The 23,673-nt window shown below is 70.9% G+C and carries 20 protein-coding genes and 1 tRNA gene; 9 read left to right on the top strand and 12 right to left on the bottom strand.

What is annotated here, in order from left to right; all coding sequences use genetic code 11:
• Positions 1 to 79 precede the first annotated feature (79 nt).
• Complete coding sequence (gene ychF / locus BXU09_RS10615; RefSeq protein WP_078302355.1) at positions 80 to 1,177, top strand: redox-regulated ATPase YchF; 1,098 nt, start codon at positions 80 to 82, stop codon at positions 1,175 to 1,177.
• A gap of 117 nt (positions 1,178 to 1,294) precedes the next feature.
• Here the strand turns inward: ychF and mnmE are convergent, their stop codons facing one another.
• Entirely contained in the window at positions 1,295 to 2,620 is a 1,326-nt protein-coding gene (gene mnmE, locus BXU09_RS10610; RefSeq protein ID WP_078302353.1) for a tRNA uridine-5-carboxymethylaminomethyl(34) synthesis GTPase MnmE, read from the bottom strand.
• Between the two features lie 87 nt (positions 2,621 to 2,707).
• Between mnmE and BXU09_RS10605 the strand changes: the two genes are divergently transcribed.
• From BXU09_RS10605 to dxs, 4 genes are all read left to right on the top strand, one after another.
• On the top strand, positions 2,708 to 3,547 hold the full coding sequence (locus BXU09_RS10605) for a hypothetical protein (RefSeq protein WP_078302352.1): 840 nt from the start codon (positions 2,708 to 2,710) through the stop codon (positions 3,545 to 3,547).
• A gap of 236 nt (positions 3,548 to 3,783) precedes the next feature.
• Positions 3,784 to 4,455, top strand: coding sequence for a PspA/IM30 family protein (locus BXU09_RS10600; protein ID WP_078302350.1), 672 nt, complete (start codon positions 3,784 to 3,786; stop codon positions 4,453 to 4,455).
• A gap of 403 nt (positions 4,456 to 4,858) precedes the next feature.
• Entirely contained in the window at positions 4,859 to 5,605 is a 747-nt protein-coding gene (locus BXU09_RS10595; RefSeq protein ID WP_078304961.1) for a hypothetical protein, read from the top strand.
• Entirely contained in the window at positions 5,606 to 7,498 is a 1,893-nt protein-coding gene (gene dxs / locus BXU09_RS10590) for a 1-deoxy-D-xylulose-5-phosphate synthase (RefSeq protein WP_078302349.1), read from the top strand. It begins immediately after the preceding gene.
• Positions 7,499 to 7,562: 64 nt separating this feature from the next.
• Here the strand turns inward: dxs and BXU09_RS10585 are convergent, their stop codons facing one another.
• The 4 genes from BXU09_RS10585 to metG all read right to left on the bottom strand — a co-directional run bounded on the left by BXU09_RS10585 (position 7,563) and on the right by metG (position 13,346).
• The gene (locus tag BXU09_RS10585) at positions 7,563 to 8,888 is read right to left on the bottom strand and encodes a glutamate-5-semialdehyde dehydrogenase (RefSeq protein WP_078302347.1); all 1,326 of its coding nucleotides are present in this window, start codon (positions 8,886 to 8,888) and stop codon (positions 7,563 to 7,565) included.
• A gap of 78 nt (positions 8,889 to 8,966) precedes the next feature.
• A complete protein-coding gene (gene yvcK, locus BXU09_RS10580) occupies positions 8,967 to 10,358 on the bottom strand; it encodes a uridine diphosphate-N-acetylglucosamine-binding protein YvcK (protein ID WP_346417562.1) in 1,392 nt (463 codons plus the stop codon).
• A complete protein-coding gene (gene rapZ, locus BXU09_RS10575) occupies positions 10,355 to 11,197 on the bottom strand; it encodes an RNase adapter RapZ (protein ID WP_078302344.1) in 843 nt (280 codons plus the stop codon). The genes yvcK and rapZ overlap by 4 nt, the downstream gene beginning before the upstream one ends.
• Positions 11,198 to 11,327: 130 nt before the next feature.
• Entirely contained in the window at positions 11,328 to 13,346 is a 2,019-nt protein-coding gene (gene metG, locus BXU09_RS10570; protein WP_078302339.1) for a methionine--tRNA ligase, read from the bottom strand.
• 478 nt (positions 13,347 to 13,824) lie between these two features.
• Here metG and BXU09_RS10565 point away from each other — a divergent pair, with 478 nt between their 5' ends.
• Entirely contained in the window at positions 13,825 to 15,033 is a 1,209-nt protein-coding gene (locus BXU09_RS10565) for an MFS transporter (RefSeq protein ID WP_078302334.1), read from the top strand.
• A 27-nt stretch (positions 15,034 to 15,060) separates the two neighbouring features.
• Here the strand turns inward: BXU09_RS10565 and BXU09_RS10560 are convergent, their stop codons facing one another.
• A complete protein-coding gene (locus BXU09_RS10560) occupies positions 15,061 to 15,669 on the bottom strand; it encodes a GNAT family N-acetyltransferase (protein WP_078302329.1) in 609 nt (202 codons plus the stop codon).
• A 103-nt stretch (positions 15,670 to 15,772) separates the two neighbouring features.
• On the opposite strand from BXU09_RS10560, the gene ruvA reads away from it, so the two are divergent.
• Complete coding sequence (gene ruvA / locus BXU09_RS10555) at positions 15,773 to 16,375, top strand: Holliday junction branch migration protein RuvA (protein ID WP_078302324.1); 603 nt, start codon at positions 15,773 to 15,775, stop codon at positions 16,373 to 16,375.
• On the opposite strand, the gene fni is transcribed toward ruvA, so the two are convergent.
• Positions 16,344 to 17,414 (bottom strand): type 2 isopentenyl-diphosphate Delta-isomerase, encoded by a 1,071-nt coding sequence (fni, locus tag BXU09_RS10550; RefSeq protein WP_078302318.1) that lies wholly within the window; start codon positions 17,412 to 17,414, stop codon positions 16,344 to 16,346. The two genes, ruvA and fni, sit on opposite strands and share 32 nt — an antisense overlap.
• A gap of 217 nt (positions 17,415 to 17,631) precedes the next feature.
• Here fni and BXU09_RS10545 point away from each other — a divergent pair.
• Positions 17,632 to 17,708: transfer RNA gene (locus tag BXU09_RS10545), tRNA-Met, on the top strand.
• An 84-nt stretch (positions 17,709 to 17,792) separates the two neighbouring features.
• Positions 17,793 to 18,293, top strand: coding sequence for a DUF456 domain-containing protein (locus BXU09_RS10540; RefSeq protein ID WP_078304953.1), 501 nt, complete (start codon positions 17,793 to 17,795; stop codon positions 18,291 to 18,293).
• A gap of 64 nt (positions 18,294 to 18,357) precedes the next feature.
• On the opposite strand, the gene BXU09_RS10535 is transcribed toward BXU09_RS10540, so the two are convergent.
• From BXU09_RS10535 to BXU09_RS10515, 5 genes are all read right to left on the bottom strand, one after another.
• Complete coding sequence (locus BXU09_RS10535; RefSeq protein ID WP_078302315.1) at positions 18,358 to 19,062, bottom strand: hypothetical protein; 705 nt, start codon at positions 19,060 to 19,062, stop codon at positions 18,358 to 18,360.
• Between the two features lie 50 nt (positions 19,063 to 19,112).
• Entirely contained in the window at positions 19,113 to 20,081 is a 969-nt protein-coding gene (locus tag BXU09_RS10530; protein ID WP_078302314.1) for a type II CAAX endopeptidase family protein, read from the bottom strand.
• 85 nt (positions 20,082 to 20,166) lie between these two features.
• Positions 20,167 to 21,186, bottom strand: coding sequence for a GntG family PLP-dependent aldolase (locus tag BXU09_RS10525; protein WP_078302312.1), 1,020 nt, complete (start codon positions 21,184 to 21,186; stop codon positions 20,167 to 20,169).
• Between the two features lie 37 nt (positions 21,187 to 21,223).
• Entirely contained in the window at positions 21,224 to 23,296 is a 2,073-nt protein-coding gene (locus tag BXU09_RS10520) for a hypothetical protein (protein WP_078302311.1), read from the bottom strand.
• Complete coding sequence (locus BXU09_RS10515; protein ID WP_078302309.1) at positions 23,293 to 23,649, bottom strand: hypothetical protein; 357 nt, start codon at positions 23,647 to 23,649, stop codon at positions 23,293 to 23,295. Before BXU09_RS10515 ends, BXU09_RS10520 begins: the two co-directional genes overlap by 4 nt.
• Positions 23,650 to 23,673 lie beyond the last annotated feature (24 nt).

The following is a 23,673-nucleotide window of genomic DNA, read 5'->3' as shown; positions in this document are numbered from 1 at the left end:
TCCTGCCCCGCTGCGCTGCCCGGACTGCGGTAAACTCTGAGGGTTGCCCCGCGCAGGACAGGCGGGTGAAGGAGTCGAAATGGGTCTTGCTATTGGAATTGTGGGTCTGCCGAACGTCGGGAAAAGCACGCTGTTCAACGCCATCACGCGCGCCGGGGCGCTCGCCGCGAACTACCCGTTCGCGACCATCGAACCGAACGTCGGCCGGGTCACGGTGCCCGACGAGCGTCTGGCCGCGCTGAGCCGCGTGTTCACCAAGGGTGAGCGCGTCCCGCCCATCGTGCCGACCTTCGTGGAGTTCGTGGATATCGCCGGTCTGGTCAAGGGCGCCAGTCAGGGCGAGGGGCTGGGCAACCAGTTCCTGGCGAACATCCGCGAGGCGGACGCCATCGCGCACGTCGTCCGCTGCTTCGAGGACGGGAACGTCATTCACGTGGCGGGCCGCGTGGACCCCATCGACGACATCGAGACCATCAACACCGAACTGATCCTCGCGGACCTCGGCGGCCTGGAAAAACGCCTCCAGAACCTCCAGAAGAAAGCCAAGAGCAACGACAAGGACGCGCGTGAGCAGGCGGCGCTGGCCGAGCAGATCCTGGCCGTGCTGGGCGAGGGCAAACCCGCCCGCGCCGGCACGTACGACGCGCCCATCCCCAAGGAATTCGGGCTGATCACCACCAAACCCGTCATCTACGTGGCGAACGTCGGCGAGGACGACCTGACGCAGGACAACGAGTACGTGCAGAAGGTCCGCGAGTACGCCGCCGCCGAGGGCGCGCAGGTCGTGAAGATCAGCGCGCAGATCGAGGGTGAACTGGCCGAGATGCCCGAAGAGGACGCCCGCATGTTCCTCGACGAACTGGGCGTGCAGGAAAGCGGCCTGGATCAGCTTGTGAAGGTCGGGTACGAGACGCTGGGCCTGATGACCTTCATCACCAGCGGCGAGAAGGAAGTCCGCGCCTGGACCATCCGCCGCGGCGAAACCGCCCCTGAAGCGGCCGGCGAGATCCACAGCGACCTGCAACGCGGCTTCATCCGCGCCGAGGTCATCGAGTGGGAGAAGATGGTCGAGGCCGGAGGCTGGGCCGCCGCCAAGAGCAAGGGCTGGGTGCGCACTGAAGGCAAGGACTACGTCATGAAAGACGGCGACATCATGAACGTCCTGCACAACATGTAAAACCGACTCCGGTTGAATAGGTTGCAGAACCGTTCAACCAGAAGAGGAAGGTGGGACACTCCGACAGAACCGGAGTGCCCCACCTTCCTCTTCGTTCCTCCTGCCCACGACCCCTTTTCACTTCCCGACGCAGAAGTTGCGGAACACGGCGTCCACGATGTCTTCCTGCACGTCGCGGCCGGTCAGTTCAGCCAGGGCGCGCAGGGCCTCCTCCAGTTCGTAGCTGGCGAGGTCGTCGGGGGCGTGCGCGGCGGCCTGGATGTGGTTCAGGGCGCGGCGGGCGGCGTCAGCCTGCCGTTCGGTGGTCAGCCACGCCTCGCCGCGTGCGGCGTCGCCGAGCAGGGCGGCGCGGATGGACTCGCGCAGGGTGCCCAGGCCGTCGCCGGTGACGGCGCTGACGTTCAGGGCGTCCGGGTCGGTCCAGGCGGGGGGCAGGTCGGCCTTGGTGCGCACGCGGATGACGCGGGGGCCGCTGCCGAGGTCCAGGGTGGTGGGCAGGGGTTCGCGGGGGGCGCTGCCGTCCTCGAGGGCGAGGATCAGGTCGGCGGCCCCGGCGAGGTTCAGGGCCTGCCGGACGCCGGCCGCCTCGATGGCGTCGGCGGTGTCGCGGATGCCGGCGGTATCGACGAGCGTGACGGGCACGCCTGCGAGTTCCAGGCCCGCCTCGAGGTAGTCGCGGGTGGTGCCGGCGACGGGCGTGACGATGCTGCGCTCGAAGCCGACCAGGGCGTTCAGGAGGCTGCTCTTACCGGCGTTGGGGCGGCCGATCAGGGCGAGGCGGGCGCCGCGCGTGGCGACCTGTCCGGCGCGGGCGGTCAGCAGCAGTTCGTTCAGGTCGTGCTCGGCAGCCGCCAGCGGCTGGGCGCGGTCCTCGTCGGGCACGCCTTCCTCGGGGTAGTCCAGCATGGCCTGCAGGGCGGCCAGGGTGCGGGTGACGTTCGCGGCGACCCGCTCGACCCGCTCGCCGAGCGCTCCGGTCAGACCCAGGGTGGCCTGGCGGCGGGCGGCGTCGGTCTGCGCCTCGATCAGGTTCAGCACCGCCTCGGCCTGCGCGAGGTCCAGGCGGCCGCTGAGGTAGGCGCGCAGCGTGAACTCGCCGGGGCGGGCGGCCCGCGCGCCGAGTTCCAGGGTGCGGGCCAGCACGCGGGCCAGCACGGCGGGGCTGCCGTGCGTCTGGAATTCCGCGACGTCCTCGCCGGTGTAGCTGCGCGGCCCCTTGAAGATCAGGCACAGGCCCTCGTCGAGGATCTCACCGCTCTCGCCGGTCAGGTGCCCGAACAGGAAGCGGCCGCCGGGCGTGCGGGACGGGGCGCGGCGTCCCCGGAACAGGCCGTCCGCGACGCGCAGGGCGTCCGGGCCGCTGACGCGCACGATGCCCACCCCGGCGCTGCCGGGGGCGGTGGCGATGGCGGCGATGGTGTCTTGCAGTCCGGAACGCGTCACGTGCGCAGGCTAGCACCGCCCCGGCAGGGTCACCAGGGCCGCGAGACTCATAGTCGCCCCTCATGCTGCGGCCCTAGCATGCGTGTCATGCGTTCAACCCTTTCTGCTGCCGCCCGCTCCGGGCGTCTCCCCCGCGCTGCGGGGACCCTGACCCTGCTGGGGGCCCTGCTGGCGCCGGTCGCCTCTGCCCAGACCGCCCCTGCCCAGACTGCTCCGGCCCAGACCGCCCCCGCCAAGGGCGGCAGCGTGTCGGCCGCCACGGACCGCGCCGTGAGCGCCCTGGCCATCGAGGTCAGCGGGGTCGCCAAGGGGCGGATCGTGGGCTGCCCGGCCGCGCTGAAACTCAGCGTGAACGCCGTGTGCGTGTACTCGCAGTCGGCGTCCGGGACGCTGCGGCCGCTGCTCAAGGGTCGGCTGGGGGCGCGGGCGTCCGGTGACTGGAAGTCCAGCGGGAAGTCCAGCGTGCTGCTGGCTGCCCCGGCCGGCGGGAAAGCCAGCGCGTTCGTGCTGCTGAGCCCCATGAGCGACACCGAGACGCTGGTGGTCGTGGACGCCCTGAAGGCCGCTCCGGCCCCGGCCGCCAGCGCCGCCCCGAAGGCCGCCACCCCGGCCGGCGTCGTGCGCGGTCAGCCGTACGTGCTGGGCAGCGACCTCGTGGGCGTCGTGAAGGTCACGTCGCTGGGCGGCGGGAAGTACCGCCTGAGCACCGAAGACGACGGCCTGCTGACCGTCACGGTCGGCGCGAAGTCCGCGCAGGCGGCGGGCGGCGCGGTGGAACTGCCGCTGGCACCCGCCACCGACGGCCGGAACCTGATCTTCCCGCTGGCGGGGCTGCGCGCGCTGGGCTGCACCGTCACCCCGGCCGGCAGCAACCTGACGGTCGCGTGCGGGCCGGACAGCGTCGGTCTGAAACCCATCGTCTTCTGAAGCACCCGGTCAGGCGGGGGCGGGTCGCGCCGGGCATTCCCGGTCTGGCCCGCCCCCCACGGCGTTCACGGGCGCTTCATGTCCGGCCGTTCCGGGCGCCAAACGCAACCTGCCGGGGCGCAAACGCGTAATGATGTGCGGCAGGCTCCGGATTCGCGTTCACAACCGGACTGTAGACCGGCCCGCCGGCCGAACTGTTCGGCGCGGGCGGTTCCCGACCTTCCCAGGAGGAATTCATGAGCATCCTTGACCGACTGTCCCGACTGCTGCGCGCCAACGTGAACGACCTGATCAACCGCGCCGAGAATCCCAGCCTGATCATCGAGCAGGCCCTGCGTGACATGCGCTCCGCGTACGCCGAGGCGCGCAGCGAGGTCGCCGACGCCATGGGCCAGAACGCCAAACTGGACCGCGAGGCGAGCAGCAACCGCCGCATGGCCGCCGAGTACGAGAAGAAAGCCGAGGAGGCCCTGCGCGGCGGCAGCGAGGACCTGGCCCGCGAGGCGCTGAGGCGCGCGCAGAACGCCAAGGACCTCGCGGCGGGCTTCGAGGAGCAGCTCGCGGTGCAGAGCAGCACCGTCGATCAGCTCAAGACGCAACTGCGCGCCCTGGAAGCCAAGATCGACGAGATGGAAGGCAAGAAGAGCCTGCTGGCGGCCCGTCAGAAGACCGCGCAGGCCGGCGCGACCCTGGACCGCGTGTCGGGCTTCGGCAAGGCCGGCGGCGCGATGGACGCCTTCGAGGAGATGGAGGAGCGCGTCTCGGGCCTGGAAGACCGCAACCGCGCCATAGGTGAACTGCGTCAGGAGAACGATTTCGACGCGCAGCTCAAGGACCTGGGCCGCACCCAGGCGCTCGACGACGCCATGGCCGCCCTGAAAGCCAAGGTGTCGGGCGACAAGAGCTGAACCGGACTGATACGGATTCCGTTTGTTTCGTTAACAGATCGGAACATCACCGATCTGCCAACTCCACGTCCGGAACCCGTTTCTCTCCTTCTCGCTTCGCTCGGATTGAACGGTCTTTGCAGCCCATTCAATCGGAGTCCGTATGAGAGCGCCGGTCCGGACTGCGGTGAAAGGGCTTGCCCTGACCACCGGGTCCGGGTCCGGCAATCAGGATCAGAGCAGGTTCCCGGAAGTGGGGGGCCGGTGGGGCCAGCGCCCTGACCGGCCCCCCACGGCTCCTGCGCCCCTCCGGGCTGCGTTGTACCGTCGGGGGGCGGCTGTCCCCGCGCCGGGAACGCTGGTTGTGGTGGGGGCGGGGCCTCTTCCCGGAGGAGATGTCATGTTTCCTGACAGAATGAACCGGATGAAGCGCTTTACCCTGAAGGCCATGCGCGGCCCCTCCCTTTCTGCCCTGCCTCCGGCGTTCCGCCGGCCCCTGTCGGCGTTGCCCGCGGCGCTGCTGGTGCCGGCGCTGCTGGGCGCCTGCGCGCCGGCCGCGACCACGACCGGGACGGTGCAGGCCAGCACCCCCGTGAGCGGTGTGTCGTTCTACCCGCAGCAGAGCGGCCTGGCGTGGTCGTACCAGCTGGAAGGCGAGGACGCCGCCGCGCCCGTGTACACCCTGCGGTCGCTGGGGCCCACGGTCTTCGCGGGGCAGCGTGTCCTGTCGTTTCAGCTGACGGGACGCGGCGCGGATCAGACGTGGTTCCGGACGGTCGGCGCGGACGGCGTGCGGCTGCTGGGAATCCGCAAGCCCGGCGTGAACGTGCGCCTGGACCCGCCCTGGCAGGAGTACCCGCCCGAGGGTGCGTGGCGCGTGGGTCTGGCGTGGCAGGGGCAGAGCGAGATCACGGTCAGCGGGGACGACGGCAGCGTGCAGAAACGCGGGCAACTGAACTACAGTTACGTGGTTCAGGAGCGGCGCACCGTGCAGACGCCGGGCGGCCGCTTCGACGTGTGGGTGGTGACCCGGCAGATCAGCGACACGGTGGGCGGGCTGTTCCCGGCCACGCAGCAGCTGTGGTTCACGCCGTTCGTGGGCGAGGTCCGCTCGCCCGAGGGACTGCTGCTCACGGGCCGTAACTTCACCACCCGTTCAGGAGGTCAGTAAATGAGTGCCGATTCCATCCTTCCGTCCGGCACGCCGCTGCTGGATCAGGTCAGCAGTCCCGACGATCTCAAGCGCCTGTCGCGGGATCAGCTGCCCGCCCTGTCGCAGGAACTGCGGGACGAGATCGTGCGGGTCTGCTCGGTGGGCGGCCTGCACCTCGCGTCGTCGCTGGGGGCCACGGACCTGATCGTGGCGCTGCACTACGTCCTGAACTCGCCGCGCGACCGCATCCTGTTCGACGTGGGACATCAGGCGTACGCGCACAAGATCATCACGGGCCGCCGCGAGCAGATGGCGACCATCAAGAAAGAGGGCGGCCTGAGCGGCTTTACCAAGGTCAGCGAGAACCCGCACGACGCGATCACGGTCGGGCACGCCAGCACCAGCCTCGCCAACGCGCTGGGCATGGCCATGGCCCGCGACGCGCTGGGCCAGGATTACAAGGTCGCGGCCGTGATCGGCGACGGCAGCCTGACCGGCGGGATGGCGCTGGCGGCGCTGAACACCATCGGGGACATGAACCGCCGGATGCTGATCGTCCTGAACGACAACGAGATGAGCATCAGCGAGAACGTCGGCGCGATGAACAAGTTCATGCGGGGCCTGCAGGTGCAGAAGTGGTTCCAGGAGGGCGAGGGCGCCGGCAAGAAGGCCATGGAGGCCGTCAGCAAACCGCTGGCCAGCTTCATGAGCCGCGCCAAGAGCTCCACGCGGCACTTCTTCGACCCGGCCAGCGTGAACCCCTTCGCGGCGATGGGCGTGCGCTACGTCGGCCCGGTGGACGGCCATAACGTGCAGGAACTCGTGTGGCTGATGGAACGCCTCGTGGACCTCGACGGGCCGACCATCCTGCATGTCGTGACCACCAAGGGCAAGGGCCTGAGCTACGCCGAGGCCGACCCGATCTACTGGCACGGCCCCGGCAAGTTCGACCCGGACACCGGCGAATTCAGCGCCAGCAAGGCGTACTCCTGGAGTGCGGCGTTCGGGGACGCCATGACGGAACTGGCCGCGCAGGACCCCCGCACCTTCGTGATCACGCCCGCCATGCGCGAGGGCAGCGGGCTGGTCGGGTACTCGAAGGCGCACCCGCACCGCTACCTGGACGTCGGGATTGCCGAGGAGGTCGCCGTGACCGCCGCCGCCGGGATGGCCCTGCAGGGTCTACGGCCGGTCGTGGCGATCTACTCGACGTTCCTGCAACGCGCCTACGATCAGGTGCTGCACGACGTGGCCATCGAGAACCTGAACGTGACGTTCGCCATCGACCGGGCCGGGATCGTCGGCGCGGACGGCGCGACGCACAACGGCGTGTTCGACCTGAGCTTCCTGCGTTCCATTCCCGGCGTGCGCGTGGGCCTGCCGAGGGACGCGGCGGAACTGCGCGGCATGCTGAAGTACGCGCAGACGCACGAAGGCCCCTTCGCGATCCGCTATCCGCGCGGCAACACCGAAGCGGTCCCGGAAGGCCACTGGCCCGACCTGGAGTGGGGCACCTGGGAACGCGTGCAGGACGGCCAGGGCGTGGTCATCCTGGCGGGCGGTAAGGGCCTGGAGTACGCACAGAAAGCCGCCGCTGGTCTGGACGGCGTGGGGGTCGTGAACGCCCGCTTCGTCAAACCGCTCGATGAAACGATGCTGCGCGAGGTGGCCCGCAGCGCCCGCGCGATCATCACGGTCGAGGACAACACCGTCGTGGGCGGCTTCGGCAGCGCCGTGCTGGAATTCCTGAACGCCGAGGGCATCAAGACCCCTGTACGCGTCCTGGGCATCCCCGACGAATTCCAGGAACACGCCACCGTCGAGAGCGTCCACGCCCGCAGCGGCATCGACGCGCAGGCCATCCGCACCGTGCTGGCCGAACTTGGGGTAGACGTCCCGCTTGGAGTGTGAATAGTTGAAAGTTGATGGTTGATAGAGAAAGTCGATCCTCTATCAACCATCAACCGTTCACCATCTACCCGCGCACCTCGCCGTTGCCTTCCACGACCCATTTGGTGGTGGTCAGTTCGCGCAGGCCCATGGGGCCGCGGGCGTGGAGTTTCTGGGTGCTGATGGCAACCTCGGCGCCCAGGCCGAGCTGGCCGCCGTCGTTGAAGCGGGGGCTGGCGTTCACGATCACGGCGGCCGAGTCCACGTCCTGCACGAAGCGCCGGGCCTGCGCGTCGTCGCGGGTGAGGATCACGTCGGTGTGGTTGCCGTGCGCGGCGATGAAGTCCAGCGCCTCGTCGAGGCTGGCCACCGTGCGGACGCTGGCGGTCAGGGTCAGGAATTCCGTGCCGTAGTCGGCGTCGGTGGCGGGCTCGGCGGTGATCCCGGCGGCGCTCAGGGCGGCGTGGGCGGCGGGGTCGGCGCGCAGGGTCACGCCACTGGCGTGCAGGTCGCGCGCGATGGCGGGCAGGGCACCCAGGGACTGCTCGTGGATCAGCAGGGTGTCCAGGGCGTTGCAGGCGCTGGGTTTCTGCACCTTGGCGTTGTGGATGATCGCGGCCGCGCGCGTCACGTCGGCGGGGTCGCGCGTGAAGCTGGGGTCCAGGTAGATGTGCACCACGCCGATGCCGCCCACGATGACGGGCACCGTGGCGTTCTCGACGCAGTAGCGGTGCAGGCCCGCCCCGCCGCGCGGGATGATCGCGTCGACCAGATCGTCGAGTTTCAGGAGTTCCAGCATCCGCTCGCGGGCCGGGTCGCGGATGACCTGCACGGCGTGCGCCGGGAGGTTCTGCTCGCGCAGCGCGGCGTGGATCACGTCTTCCAGCGCGGCGTTGCTGTGCACGGTTTCCTTGCCGCCGCGCAGGATCACGGCGTTCCCGCTCATGACGGCCAGCGCGGCCACGTCCACGGTCACGTTCGGGCGGCTCTCGTAGATGACGCCCAGCACGCCCAGCGGCATGCGGCGGGTGCTGACGCGGATGCCGCTGGGCTGCGTGCTGGGCGGGGTGGTCTCGCCGACCGGGTCGGGCAGGCGCGACACGGCCTCCACGTCGGCGGCGACGCCTTCCAGGGCGCGGGCGTCCAGGCGCAGGCGGGCCACCATCGCCTCCGGCAGGCCGCTGGCCTCGGCCGCCTGCACGTCCTGCGCGTTCGCGGCCAGGATGGCACTGGCGTTCGCGCGCAGTCCGGCGGCGATGGCGTGCAGCGCCGCGACCTTGCGTTCGGTGGGCAGGGACCGCAGCACGCGGGCGGCGGCGCGGGCCTGCACGCCCAGCAGCCGGACACTGCCGGGCGGCGTGCCGGTGGACTGGGAATCGTGCGGGAGGCTGGACGGCTGCGCGGCGCTCATGTCCCGAGCGTAGCAGCGCGGCCCGGCCCCCGTGGTGGCGCAGGGTAGGCAGCGCGGGGTAGGCAGCGCCGGGCAGGGTCAGCCGACCGTGCGCCGGGGCGCGAGTTGCAGCAGCGCCTGGGCCAGCGCGTGCGGGTCGTGCCGGGCCTGACCGGGTTGCAGCAGCGGGTGCAGGACGCAGCGGGCACGCAGGTCGCGGCTGGCGCCGTGCAGGGTCAGCAGGTGCGCGCCCTCGGCGGCATACCGTTCGGTCACGTCGGCGGGCGGCATGGCGTTGTTCACGAGCACGCAGTCCGGCGTGCGGCCCAGGTGGCGGGTGATGGCCTGCACGTGCCCTTCGAGGGTCAGGTCGTCGGTCTCGCCGGGTTCGGTCATCAGGCTCGCCACGTACACCAGCGGCGCGGTACTCTCGCGGATGGCGCGGGCGATGCCCGGCACCAGCAGCGCCGGAATGATGCTGGTGTACAGACTGCCGGGCCCCAGCACGATCTGCTCGGCATTGTGGATTGCGGCCGTCACTTCCGGCAGGGTGGGCAGATCCGGGGGGTCCAGCGTGACCTCCTGGATGCTGGCCGCGCCGACCTGTCCGGCCAGGCGGCTCTCGCCCCGGACGAGGCGGCCGTCACTGAGCCGCGCGACGAGTGTGGAGGGGGTGGTGGTGGCCGGGTAGACCTTGCCCCGGATGCGCAGCACCTCGTGGATGTCTTTCATGGCCTCGCGCAGGCCACCCTGCTCCTCGCTGAGCGTGGCGAGCAGCAGGTTCCCGAAGGTGTGGCCCTCGATGCCCTCGCCGCGCTGGAAACGGTGCAGCAGCAGGCGGGCCATCACGGGGCTGTCGCTCAGGGCGGCGTAGCAGTCGGTCAGGTCGCCGGGCGCGACCATGTCCAGCGCCTCGCGCAGGCGGCCGCTGCTGCCCCCGTCGTCCGAGACGGTCACGATGGCGGTGGTGTTGCCGGTGTGGGCGCGCAGGCCCGAGAGCAGGTTCGACATGCCGGTCCCGCCGCCCAGCGTGACGACGTGCGGGCCACGCGCGAGGTTGCGGCGTTCGTACAGCATGTCCACGGCAGTTTCCGGGGCGGTGCCCGTGCCGCGCAGGACCGAGCGGTTGAGCATCATGATGCTCCAGAACGCGCCGGTCAGCGCCAGGATCATGATGGCCGCGCCGCCGGTGTACAGCGGCATGTATTCCGGGCTGACCAGGGCGTTCACCCACAGGATCCAGCGGGTCGCCACGAAGTGCAGCGGGCCGGTCCAGGTGAAGTGCAGCACGCCCACCGCGCCCAGCAGGGTGCAGGCGACGAACAGCGCCAGCCAGCGCTTCACGCCGATGCCGGGGGCCATCCACATGCGGGCGCGGTGGCCACTGCGTTTCAGGCCCGGTTTCAGGCGCTCACGGCGCGAGAGGGGCGGCTCGGCCGGGGCCGGTTCGCGTGGGCGGGCGTCCAGTTGCGAGAGGGGCGGGTCGCTCACCCGTGCTCGCCGACCTTCATGTCGCGGTGATCCATGACGTCCACGTTCAGGTCCTTCAGGTCCCCGGCGAGGCGGGCAGTGACGGCCACGCTGCGGTGCTGCCCGCCGGTGCAGCCGATCCCGACGGTGTACCCGTGGCGGCCGCTGGCGCGGGCGCGTTCGGCGGCCACGCGCACGAAATCGCGCAGTTCGGCGTAGAACGTCTCGGAGTCCTGCCCGGCGAAAGCGTAGGCGGCCACGTCGGCGTCCAGGCCGGTCCTGGGCCGCAGGGCGGGGTCGTAGTACGGGTTGGGCAGCGAGCGCACGTCGAGGATCATGTCCACGTCGCGCGGGGGGGCGTGCTTGAACCCGAAGGACATCAGGCGCAGGTGAAAGTCGTGTTCCAGCCGGAACAGTTGCAGCACGCGGCTGCCCAGGTCCTTGGCGCTCAGGTCGGTGGTGTCGATCACGGTGTCGGCAATGGACCGCAGCGGGGCCAGCAGGTCGCGTTCCCGCGCGAAGTCCAGCATCAGGTTCTCGCCCAGCGGGTGTTCGCGGCGCGTGAAGTTGTAGCGCTTGAGCAGCACGTCCGCGTTCGCCTCCAGGAACAGCACGCGCAGGTCCTCGCGGCGGCGCGAGAGGCGCACGTAACTGGCTTCCAGGGCGTCCAGGAAGTGGCGGGTGCGGGCGTCGGTGCTGATCGCCACCCGGTCCAGGCCGCGCGCCTCCACGAGGTCGTGCATGGCCCCCCACAGTTCCGGGGGCAGGTTGTCCGTGATGAAGAACCCGGCGTCCTCCAGGGTCCGCAGGACGGTGCTTTTTCCACTTCCGGACAGGCCAGAGACCACGACAAACGGCATGCGGTCAGTCTAGCCCGCCCCGCGCCGACGCAAGTGACGGGCCGGTCAGCAGGGCGGTCAGCCGCTGGCCGGGGCAACAGTAACCCCGCCGGGCACGGGGCCGGGCGGGGCAGGCTGGGCGTGCTGCGGGTCAGCGGACGCGGGTGCCGCTGGGCAGGTCCAGGCCGGTGCCGATCAGGTCCAGGTTGCCCTGGTCGTCCTCGGCGGCGAGGATCATGCCCTGCGACTCGATGCCGCGCAGCTTGGCGGGTTTCAGGTTGGCGACCAGGATGACCTTGCGGCCGATGAGCGCCTCGGGTTCGAACCACTGGCGGATGCCGCTGACGACCGTGCGGGTCTCGTCACCGAGTTTCACCGTGAGCTTCAGGAGCTTGTCGGCCTTGGCGACGGCCTCGGCGGCCAGCACTTCCGCGACGCGCAGGTCGATGCGGGCGAAGTCGTCGATGCTGATCAGGTTCTCGGTCGCAGCGGCGGCCGGAGCAGCGGGGGCGGCGGCGTTGGCCGGGGCCGTGGGGGTGGCCGTTTCGGGGGCAGTCTGGGTCATGGGTTTCTCTTTCTTGCCGGGCTTCGGGGCGCCCGGGGCGGGGGTGGGGACTTCTTTCGGTTCGGGTTTCGGGAACAGGATCGGGCCGCCCACCACGCGCGTGCCGGCGGGCGTCAGGCCCCAGGCGGGCGCCAGGGCGTAGGTCTGGGAGGCCAGTCCCAGCTGGGCGCGCAGTTCGCGGGCCTTGACGGGAATCACGGCTTCCAGGGCGACGCTGGCGACGCGCAGGCCCTCGGCAGCGGTGTACAGCACGGTATCCAGGCGGCGCTGGGTGTCGTCACTCTTGGCGAGGTTCCACGGGGCACTCTCGGCGATGTAGCGGTTGAGGTCCCGCACGAAGTTCATGGCGGCCTCGATGGCCATGTTGATCTTCAGGTCGTCGACGAGTGCCAGGATCTGGCCGGGCAGGGCCAGCGCGGCCGCCTCGATGCTGCGGTCGCGTTCCGCGAGGTCCTGCGCGGCCGGGATGACGCCGCCCCGGTACTTCTGGATCATGCTGACGGTGCGCGACAGCAGGTTGCCCAGGTCGTTGGCGAGGTCGCTGTTCAGGCGCGAGATCAGGATGCCCTCGCCGTAGGGACTGTCGGCGCTGAGGGTCGCCTCGCGCAGCAGGGTGTAGCGCACGGCGTCGGTGGGGTACTCGGAGACGAGCGCCTGCGGGTCGATGGCGTTCCCGAGGCTCTTGCCCATCTTGCGGCCGTCCTCGGCCAGGATGTGGCTGTGCACGACCAGCCGGCGGTACATGGGCAGCCCGGCGGCGCGCAGCATGGTGGGCCAGAACACGGCGTGCGGCTTGAGGATGTCCTTGCCGATCACGTGCCAGGCGGTGCCGCTGACGCTGGCGTCCTGACCGCTGCTGACGAGCGGCGTGAGGTAGCTGAGCAGCGCGTCGAACCACACGTAGGTGACGTGGTCGGCGTCCCAGGGCAGTTCGATGCCCCAGGGCACGCGGTTTTTCGGGCGGCTGATGCTGAGCGGCCCGACGGGTTCCTTCAGCATCTCCAGCACCTCGTTGCGGTACCCGGCGGGCTGGATCAGGTCGGGGTTGGTCTGCAGGTACTCCAGCAGCCACGGCTGGTACTTCTCCATGTTGAAGAAGTAGTTCGCCTCGCGCCGCAGTTCCGGGGGGTCCTTGTCGCCGGGGAAGCGGCGCACGCCGTCGGGGCCTTCCACGAGTTCCTTCTCGGTGACGTAGCGTTCGGCGCCGACCGAGTACAGGCCCTCGTACTCGGCGAAGTAGATGTCGCCGGCGTCGTACACGCGCTGCAGGATCTCCTGCACGAAGCGCTTGTGGCGCGCGGAGGTGGTGCGCACGAAGTGGTCGTAGCTGATGCCCAGCGTCTTCCACAGACCCTGGAAGGCGCGGTCGGACAGGTCGTCCACGAGTTCCTGCGGGGTCACGCCGGCCTTGGCGGCGGCCTTGCTGATCTTCTCGCCGTGCTCGTCGGTGCCCATGACGAACGTCACGGGGCGGCCCGCGAGGCGCTGGTAGCGGGCGATGGCGTCGGTCAGGATCTTCTCGTACACGTGCCCGATGTGGGGAGCGCCGTTGGCGTAATCGATGGCGGCCGTGATGAAAAACGGGGTGGGTGCTGCTTGGCTCATGGTCTACCTTCCTTCCCGGCCGGCTCCCTGATGAGAGGAGGGCCGGGCAACCCTGTCAGAATACGGAATTTTGTGCGCCCCGGCGTGCCCCCCCATCCAGACCGCCCGTGGGCAGCCGGGGCGGGGGCCTGCCCGGCGCGATGCGACGCAGCGCGGTGCGGGAGAAGCGGCGCAGGAGACGCGGTGTGGGCCGCGCACCTCAGGCGGCCCGTTCAGGCGGCCCGTTCAGGCCGCGCGGCCCGGCATTCGCGGGCCAGGGGCGGGCCAGCGGGTGCGCGGGGTAGGGGCAGCGCAGCGGGGTCGGTGCGGCATGCGCTCACTGTACCGGGTGCGGGGTGGCGGGCGACTCCGTCATCTGGCCTGCGGCCGAGAGAGCGGCGGGTGCCGCTGCCCACGGGTGGTCTGCTCATACGGCACGCCCCCTCGACAACCGCTGTAATCACCTTTGTACTTCACATAATAAAGCTACGTTGGCGGCATGTCCGCGCCCCGCTCCGTTCCGTTCACGACCCCGCCGCCCTCCCCCACCGCCGGGCAAGCACCGGACCGCCTGACCCAGGTCACCCTGCTGCTGCTGTCCACGCTGACCATCATGTCCGGCGCGACCATCGCCCCGGCCCTGCCGGCCATGCAGGCGCACTTTGCAGACGCGCCCAACGCCGCCTTTCTGGTCAAGCTGTCCCTGACGATCGTGGGGCTGGCCATCGCGCTGACCGCGCCGCTCAGCGGCGTGCTGGCCGACCGCTACGGCCGCCGCCCGGTGCTGCTGGTGTCGCTGGTGCTGTACGCGCTGGGCGGCGGCGTGGGCCTGATCGCGGATTCCATCGGGTCGCTGCTGGCCGGGCGGATCGTGCTGGGACTGGCCGTGGCGGGGACCATGACGGCCGCCGGGGCGCTCGTGAACGACCTGTTCAGCGGCCCGGCGCGCGGAAAGTTCCTGAGTCAGCAGGCGGCGTTCGGGAATTTCGGCGGCGCGGTCCTGATGCCGCTGGGAGGTCTGCTGGCCGCCGCGTCTTGGCGCGCGCCTTTTGCGCTGTACCTGATCTCGCTGCTGCTGATTCCCCTGACCCTGCGTCTGCGCGGCGGCCTGCCCGCCCCGCTGACCGGCGGCGCCGACCTGACCGCACGCCCCCACTGGGGCCGCATCGGCGTGATCTACGCCCTGTCGGTCGGGTACATGATCGTGTTCTACCTGATGCCCACCCAGGGACCGTTCCTGCTGGGCACGCTGGGCGCCGCGCCCGCCGTGACCGGGCTGCTGCTGGGCGCGTTCACGCTGGTCGCGGCGCTCACCTCGCTGGCGTACTCGCGCTTCACCGGGCGCTTTCACCCGCAGCGGGCAGCGGCGCTGGGCCTGGGCCTGCTGGCCGCCGGGTGGCTGACCGTCTCCGGCGCGGCCAGTCCCGCCGGGGCGCTGCTGGGCCTGATCCTGGGCGGGCTGGGCGGCGGGCTGGTGTTCCCGAACCTGTACACCTGGCTGGCCGACCTGACCCCCCCCGCGTGGCGCGGCCGCGTGACGGCCGGTATGAGCAGCGCCATCTTCCTGGGGCAGTTCCTGAGTCCGGTGCTGCTGACCAGCCAGCCGGGCCACGAGGGCCTGATCTTCCGGGTGGGGGCGCTGCTGGCCGGACTGCTGGGAGCAGCCCTGCTGGCCTTCAGCCTGCGGCGCACCGGCCGCGCCCGCTGAAGGTCGCGTGCCACGGGCATGCGCGGGTCAGTCCAGGCGCCGTCCGAACGTGACGGCGCCCGGCGTGCGGCCCAGTTCCGTGAACCCCAGGTGCCGGTAGAAGCCCTGGGCGCGGACATTGCGCGCCCCGACGCCCAGGTGCACGCCGGGCGCACCGGCGGCCCGCAGCGCGTCCAGCAGCGTGTGCATCAGGGCGCGGCCCCGCCCGCCTCCCTGCACGCGCGGCAGCAGGTCGATGTGCAGGTGCGCCGGGTACGTGGTCAGCAGCTCGCGCGGCGCACGGGGCGGGTGGTGGATCAGGTGCGCGATCCGTTCGTCCGGTGTGCGCCCGGCGGGCGGGGTGGTCTGCGGGTCCGGGTACTGGAGGCGCAGCGGCGGCCACCACTCGCGTTCCAGGGTGTCCTCGAAGGCGGCGGTGTCCGGCGTGCCCAACACGTACCCGCCGACCCCCTGGTCGTCCTCCAGGACGAACGCGAAGTCCGGCGCGAAGGTCAGGTACGGCGCGGCGTACACCTGCCCCAGAATCACGGGGTCGCGGTACAGGGCGGTGGCGTCCTGGCCGCTGTCGCCGGTTTCCAGGCAGATGCTCAGCAGCGCGGCGCGGTCGGTTTCACGGGCGGAACGCAGGGTCGGCACACTGCACAGTGCAGCACACCCTGGGGCCGCGCGGGGGCGGGGGTGGTGTGAACCTGCCGCCCGCCGCTGTGTTCTGTTCAGAGCGGAATGTACACTGGGGCGGATGATTGCCTACCTGTCCGGCGTGGTCCGGGAAATACGTGAACACAGCGCCGTGATCGTCGCGGGCGGCGTGGGGTACGAGGTGCAGTGCCCGTCGAGCACCCTGGGGAAACTCACGGCGGGCGAGACGGCCGAACTGAACACCCGCTTCGTGGTGCGCGAGGACGCGCAGCTGCTGTTCGGCTTCCACGACGCCGACAGCGTCCGGATCTTCGATCTGCTCACCAGCGTCAGCGGGGTCGGGCCGAAACTGGCGCTGGCGCTGCTGTCGGCCATGCCGGTCAGCGCCCTGGCGGCCGGGGTGCTGGGCGGCGACGTGAAACTCCTGAGCAGCGTCAGCGGCGTCGGCAAGAAGACCGCCGAGCGGCTGGTCCTGGAACTGCAGGGCAAGGTGCCCGAGCATCTGGCAGCCCCGGCGGCCGGCGCGGGCGGCGTGAAGGCGGCGCGGGTCACGACCACCGCCGGACGCGACGCCGTGGACGCCCTGCTGGCCCTGGGCTTCCGCGAGGCGCAGGTCCGGGCGACCGTGGCCGAGTTGCTGGCCGCCGAACCGGACCTGAACGCCGACCAGCTTATCCGCCGTTCGCTGGGCCGCCTGCGCTGAGCCCCGCCCCGGCGCGCAGGTCGTCCAGGCCCGCGTACCCCCCGACGAACAGCGCCACCCGCAGCTCGTGAATGAACTGCCGCAGCCAGGCCTCGGCGGCGTCCGCGCTGTCCAGGGCGGGCTCCAGTAACGGGCGGGCCACGGCGACCACCTGCGCACCCAGGCTCAGGGCGCGGGCCGCGTCCAGCCCCGTGCGGATGCCGCCCGAGGCGATCAGCGGCGTGCCCGGCGCGGCCAGCCGGGCGTCCCGCAGGGCCTGCGCGGTCGGGATGCCCAGGTCGCACAGGTCCGGCGTGAGCACCTGCCCGTGGTGCACGAGTTGCTCGACCCGCGCCCAGCTGGTGCCGCCCGCCCCGGCCACGTCCAGCGCCGCGAAACCTGCGCCCGCCACGGCCTGAACGGTGCGGCGGTCCAGGCCGTGCCCGACTTCCTTCAGGATCACCGGGAACGGCAGGGTGGGGACCAGCGCGGCCAGCCGGTCGGTCAGTCCGGCCCAGTTGGTATCGCCGCCCGCCTGCAACGCCTCCTGAAGGGGGTTGACGTGAATGGCCAGCGCGTCCGCCCCGACCTCCTGCACGGCGCGGGTGGCGTGCGTGGCGTCGTAGCCGAGCAGGAACTGCGCGCCGCCCAGGTTCCCGACGAGCAGGATCTCCGGCGCCCACTCGCGCACCAGAAAGCTGGCGCGCGCCGCCGGGCGTTCCAGCATCACGCGCTGCGAGCCGAGCATCATGCCGATGCCCAGGCGCTGCGCGGCCGTGGCGAGGTTGCGGTTGATGCGCCCGGCCGCGTCGGCCCCGCCGGTCATCGCGCCGATCAGGACCGGGGCGCTCAGGGCGCGGCCCAGGAAGTCGGTGCGCAGGTCCACGCGGTCCAGGTCGCGTTCCGGCAGCGCGCGGTACGGCCAGGGCACCTCGTGCAGGCCGGTGTCGCGCGCGGCGTACTGGCTGTCCGGGCGCAGGCAGGCCTCGATGTGCCGCAGTTTGCGCTGCTCGATGCCGCCGGCACTGGCCTGCGGGGGGGTGGGAGGGGCGTCGGTCACGCGGTCCAGGGTAACGGGCGCGGCGGGCGCGGGCGGTGGGATTCCCCCCGAACAGGGGCGGTCAGCGGGTGCGTGACCAGCCCCGCGTGCAGCACGGCACCAACGTGCAACGTGACACAATGTTGACAGTTCCGGAAACCCGAGGTACTATTCCTGAGCGCTGAGAGCGGGAACGAAAGAAACCGCGACACAGACGCAGAAAGTTTAACCAGAGTAACGCAGGGTAGAGCAGTCTGGTAGCTCGTCGGGCTCATAACCCGGAGGTCGCAGGTTCAAATCCTGTCCCTGCAACCAAACACCCCCACTTCGGTGGGGGTCTTTCTTTATGTTCCCCTGCCCAACCGGAACGACCGGGCGGCGCTCGGCGTACTGTACGGCGTGAGTCTCGCCTTCCTGATCTTCCTCGTCGCCTGGGTGATCGGCATGATCGGCACGTTCGTGCCCGCCGTGCCCGCCACCGTCATCATCTTCCTGGGGTCCGTCGCCGCCACGCTGGTCGACGGCTTCCAGCCGTGGCCGGACCTGCCGTTCCTGCTGACCTTCCTGCTGATCACAGTCGCCATCAGCATGGTTGACAACGTCGCCTCGGCCTGGGGTGCCCGCCGGTATGGCGGTAGCCCCCAGGCCATGTGGGGCGCATTGGTCGGCGGTCTGGTCGGTATCTTCATTCCGTTCGGCCTGATCGTCGGGCCGCTGGCCGGCGCACTGATCGCGGAACTGCTGGTCGTGCGCAAGGCCCCGCTGGACGCCGCGCGGGCCGCGTGGGGCACCCTGATCGGCCTGCTGGCCGGACTGGCCGCCAAACTCGTGCTGCACCTGCTGATCGGCCTGTACGAACTGTGGCGGCTGTGGGACCCGGCCCGGTCCGTCTTCGGCTGAACCGCACCCACCCCGCGCAGGGGGTCGCCCAGTTGCCGGGCGGCCCCCTGCGACCTGTTTCGGGTCAGCGCTGGAACAGCAGCGGCGCCAGCGCGATGAACCCCACCGCGAGCGCCGGCAGGAGCGGCAGCAGCGCTCCCAGCAGTGCCCGGCCGGGCCGCCCGGTCAACTCACGGAACGCCGGGAAACTCAGGGCGCACTGCGCCGCCGTGCCCAGCATCGTCACGGCCAGCAGCAGGAACGCGGCGGGCGTGCGGGCCAGTCCGGCCAGCGCCAGCCGCTGCACCGCCTGATTGTCGCTGCCCGCCTGCGCCAGCGCCCCGGCAGCCGGCATCCAGGCGTCGCGGGGCGTCAGGAGCGCCACGACCGTCACCAGCAGGTACAGCGGCGGCAGCAGCGCGAAACTCGCGCCGTACACCTCGGCCGCCCGGCCCGCCCGCCCGGCGCCCAGCCAGCCCAGCAGCCACATCAGCAGGAACGTGAACATCGCCAGGAACGCCCCACCGACCGCGTTCGTCACGTGCACCAGCAGCGGGGACGCGCCGCCCGCCACTCCGGCCGCCAGGTTCACGGCCGGACCGACCAGCGCCGCGTACGCCACCCCGGACAGCGCCGCACTCAGGGCCGTCACACCCAGGTACCGCCACGCGACCGGGTCGGTCGGGGCGAGCCGCTGCGCGAACACGCGCGGGCCAGTCAGGAACTCGGTCGGAAGTGGAGCGGCAGGCGCGGCAGTCGGGCGGGACGGGCGGGAATCAGGACGGGCCATAAGCACCGCCATGGTAGCCCCCCACCGCAGCCACACCCGCGCGGGGCTGGTCAGCGGGCCTGGAGGGACGCGCGGACCGTGCCCAGCCACTCGGCGACGCCCGGCAGGGTCAGCAGCAGCGCGCTCAGGCCGAACAGCAGCACGACCACGTACGCCCCGCTGAGCCACGGGCCCGGCGCGGACCGCTCCTGCGGATCGGCTTTCGGGGTCAGCCACAGGTGCAGCACGACCAGCACCACCGTCCCGAACAGGGCCGCGCCGATCGCCAGCGGCACCTTCAGGGCCGGGTTCGACAGCATCTCGGTTGCCTGCTCCGGGTCGGTCGGGAGACGCCCGGCCAGGAACGCGCCCAGCCCCAGCGCGATCGTGTTGTTCAGCACGTGAATGATCACGGCGTTCCACACGCTGCCCGTGTGCTGCGTCACGCGCGCCAGCACGTACGCCAGCGGCAGGATGCCGACCACACTGACCGGCGCGCCGTGCGCCAGTGCGAACGCCAGCGACGACGTGACCGCCGCCACCCCGAACCCCGCCGCGCGCTCGTGCCCGCGCATCATCAGGCCCCGGAACGCGACCTCCTCGGCCAGCGGAATCAGCACGCCCGCCGCGACCAGCAGCACCCACAGGTCCACGCCGCTGCTCAGGAACTGCGGGGTGCTGTCCGCCGTCTCCGGGAACAGCGTCACGAACGCCAGCACGAACGCCCGCGACGCCAGGAACGCCAGCACGAAGGCCGCCACCGCCACCCCCCACGCGGGCGGCGTGCGCCAGCGCCCATCCCGGAACAGCGCGTCCATCGGCCCGCGGAACACGGTCAGGCCCACCAGCACCACCACCGCGAACGCCCCCAGCAGCGACACGCCCAGCGGCAGGCCCAGCGCAATCAGCCCCGCCGACACCGCGTTCTGCACCAGCAGCAACGCCAGCGCCGCCCGGTTTCCATCCACCGCCCGCACCCCACGCGGCGCGGGCACATCAGGCGGGTCGGTGGTCGCAGGCACGGAATCCGGAACGGTCATGCCCCCGAGCCTACCGCGCCCACCCGGCACGGCGCGTCAACGGAAAGTTGAGGAGCGGAGGGCGGGAACCGCGTGTCCGCGCCCCCTACGCCGTCAGGACGCGGATGGCTCCGGCCAGCGCCTCGTCGTCAATCTGGTGGTGCAGCACGAAGCGCACACTGTCCGGCCCCAGCGCATTGCACAGGACGCCCTGCTGCGCCCATCGGTCGGCATGCGCGGCGGCGTCCGGCACGGTGGCGTAGATGATGTTCGTCTGCACAGCGGCCATGTTCACGTCGAAGCCCGCGTTCACGAGCGCCCCGGCCAGCTCACGGGTGCGGCGGTGATCCTCCGCCAGCCGGGCCGGGCCTTCCCGCAGGGCCACCAGCGCCGCCGCTGCCAGCACGCCCGCCTGCCGCATGCCGCCGCCCATCATCTTCCGGTAACGGTGCGCCTGCCGCATCTGGGCCGCAGTGCCGACCAGCACGCTGCCCACCGGGGCGCCCAGGCCCTTGCTGAGGCACACGCTGACCGTGTCGAAACGGGCCGTGATGTCACTCAGAGGCACGCCCAGCGCCACCGCCGCGTTCAGAACGCGCGCCCCGTCCAGGTGCAGCGGCAGGCCCTCTTCGGTCGCCACCGCACGGATGCCGTCCAGCACCGCCAGCGGAATCACGGTTCCGCCCGCCTTGTTGTGCGTGTTCTCCAGGCTGATCAGGCCGCTCGGGGACTGGTGAACGCTGCGCCGCACCGCCGAGCGCACGTCCTCCGGGGCCGGCACGCCCAGCGGCGCCGGCACGAAACGCGGCACCACACCACTGAACGCCGCCATCATGCCCAGCTCCCACTCGTAGATGTGCGACCCCTCCGCGCAGATGACCTCCTCACCCCGCCGCGTGTGCAGCGCGATCGCCACCTGATTCGTCATCGTCCCCGACGGCATGAACAGCCCCGCCTCGTGACCGGTCAGGCGCGCCACCTCCGCCTGCAACTCGTTCACGGTCGGGTCCTCGCCGTACACGTCATCCCCCACCCGCGCCTGCGCCATCGCCTCGCGCATGGCGGGCGTGGGGGTCGTGACGGTATCGGAACGCAGATCGGCAATCACAGGCGCAGGCAATGTCATGCCCCGGATGCTACGCCGCGCCGCACTGGACCGTGTCCTACAGGTCCGGCCAGAGATCGCGCCGCACCGCCCGCGCGACGGCCTGCACGGGGTCTTCCTTCAGGCGACGCGCGATGAACTCCGGCAGGTCAGTGCGGGAGGCAATCATGGCCCGCTGCTCCCCGTTCAGAAGCTGAGTTGTAACCAGCGTGTCCCACAGGTCCGAAGTCATGAATGGGGAGGACAGCATGACGTGAAGCAATTCCGTGATCCGCCGGTGCTCGTCGCCGTAACTGCTGTTCCAGAAGCGGTGCCTGCGGACGCTCTGCGTGATCAGGGCGTGCAGGTGATCCGCCGTGAAGTTCGGGTGACGCACCAGCAGGAGGTCATGCTCGGTCCCCACCAGCCGCGCCAGCATCCCAGGTGGGGTGGTCGGGTCGCTCAGCAGAGGCAGAATCCCGTCCGCCTCCAGTGACCGCAGCTGCTCGATGATCGGCAGGGGCGGCGTACACGGATTGGCGGCGAGGTTCACCAGCACATCCCCGGTGGCGACCTCGGCGTACACGCCCAGCAGTTCGGGCGGCAGCTCCGTCGTGTGGATATACGGGTTGAGCACACCCGGTCCCAGGTGGGCCAGCACCTCGCGGGCCACCCCGGGTGGCAACGTCCGGTTGCGCAGCAGCATCTTCGCCACCCAGTCCACCGGATCAGCCGCGAGGCGACGAGCCAGGGGTTCGTCCAGCGCGCCCTTCTCGGCCATGCTGGCCCGCACGGCCGGGCTGCCGTGGGTCAGCAGCTCCTCCCGGACGTCCGCCGGGAGGTCTGAGCGCGTGACAAGTTCACGCTGCTCTGATTCATTCAACTGCGGCAGGAGCGTTCGGAAGAACGCCGGGGGGAAGGTCCGGTCCGGCAGCCTGACCACCCACTCGTTCGCCGGTCCACTTCTGGCCATATGGAGCACTTCGTCGTCGGTCACGTCATCGCGGCAGAGCAGCGCCCAGTACATACCCGGCTGGGTCAGGAACAAGGCGCGAATTTCGGGCAGGAGGTTGGGGGCCCACGCGAGCATCTGGAGGTCGTATCGTCCCCACAGTTCGCCGTTGCCGGGCATCTGTGCGACCCGCCACTGCTCCTCGGGCGGCCAGGACTCATCAAAGGGGTCCTCCTCTTCCAGGCCGTTCTCCGGGCGGTAGGTCAGCGCCTCCTGCACGAGTCGGTGTGGGTCGGACTTCATCTTCTGGAGCAGATCGCCCGGCAGGTCGGCGCGGCCCATGACGGCGGCGCGGACGGTGGGGTCCGGGTCGGTGGCGTATGCGCCCAGCAGGTCCGGGGGGATGGGTTCGTTCCTGGCGACCGTGCGGCGCAGGTTCTCGTCCGCTCCGCTGAAGAACGCCAGCAGCGCCGAGCGCACGTCGTCCCCCACCGACAGATTGGTCAGGACAGCGAGGCGGACGCGCCACTCGGGGTCGCCCGCGAGGTCGGCCAGGGTGCGCCCCGGCGTGCTGGGGTTCGCGGCGACCGCACGCCGGACCTGCGCCCACTCGCTGCGGGCCAGGGTGTCCAGCGCGCGGGGCAGAGTCATGGGGTTCCCAGCGTCGGTCAGGTGCGTGGACAGCAGAGGGGCACGGCCCGGACGCGCCGCCATGACCTGCACGACCAACGGGTCCAGGTCCCCGAGCAGCGGCGTGACCCAGGCGTCCGGCACGGACAGGTTCCCGGCGACCGCCACACGCAGCTTCGGGTCGGGCGAGGCCACCCAGGCGTTCACCTGTGCCCGCGTCGGATCGGGGGTACTGCGGGCCGCCAGCGTCTCCTCCGGGTCGCCAGTGAAGGTCACCTGATAAGTGCCGCCCAGCACGTCACCCGTCAGGTACGTCAGCTGCCCGAACGGCATCACTTCACCGCTGGCGAGGTCCCACAGGTAGGTGCCGAACGTGCCCAAGTCTGCGTTCCACACGGCTTCCCGGATCTCCCCTTCCAGTTCCGACGTCAGGGTCAGCGCCTGACCGTCCTCGTCAAGCACCTCCAGATCCAGGTGCCTCTCGTCGCTGTGCCAGTGGTACGCGAACTGCACGCGACCCACCCCGGCGCGCTGCAGGCGGCGGGTGAAGTCCTGCGGGAAGACGCTCACGGGCTATCCTCCTGTTCGCTCAGGCGGGCGGCGCCGCGCGCCATCCAGGGGCGCAGGGGCAGGTCGCCCAACCAGTCCTGCACGGTGGGGATCTCGCCGCCCATGTCCTCACGGACGTGCTGCTCGCCGATCAGGCGCACCGGCACTTTCTTTCCGGTACTCAGGGTCAGCGTGGGGCCGAACACCTGTTCGCACAGGAAGATGCCCAGGCTGGAGTGCAGGACGGCGCGGTGGCGGACGTCCGGCAGGTGCGCCTTGGTCTGGTCGAACCAGTTGTGGATGGGCAGGTACTCGTCGGGCGTCCCGCCGAACTGTCGGCTGGAGCTGATCGCGTGGTGGTACGGGTGCGCCATGCCCCAGGGTACGCGGGTGGAGCG

The sequence above is a fragment of the Deinococcus sp. LM3 genome (assembly GCF_002017875.1).
Lineage (GTDB): Bacteria > Deinococcota > Deinococci > Deinococcales > Deinococcaceae > Deinococcus.
The sequence above is the reverse complement of the archived record's forward strand: the minus strand, read 5'-3'. Positions and strand labels throughout refer to the sequence as shown.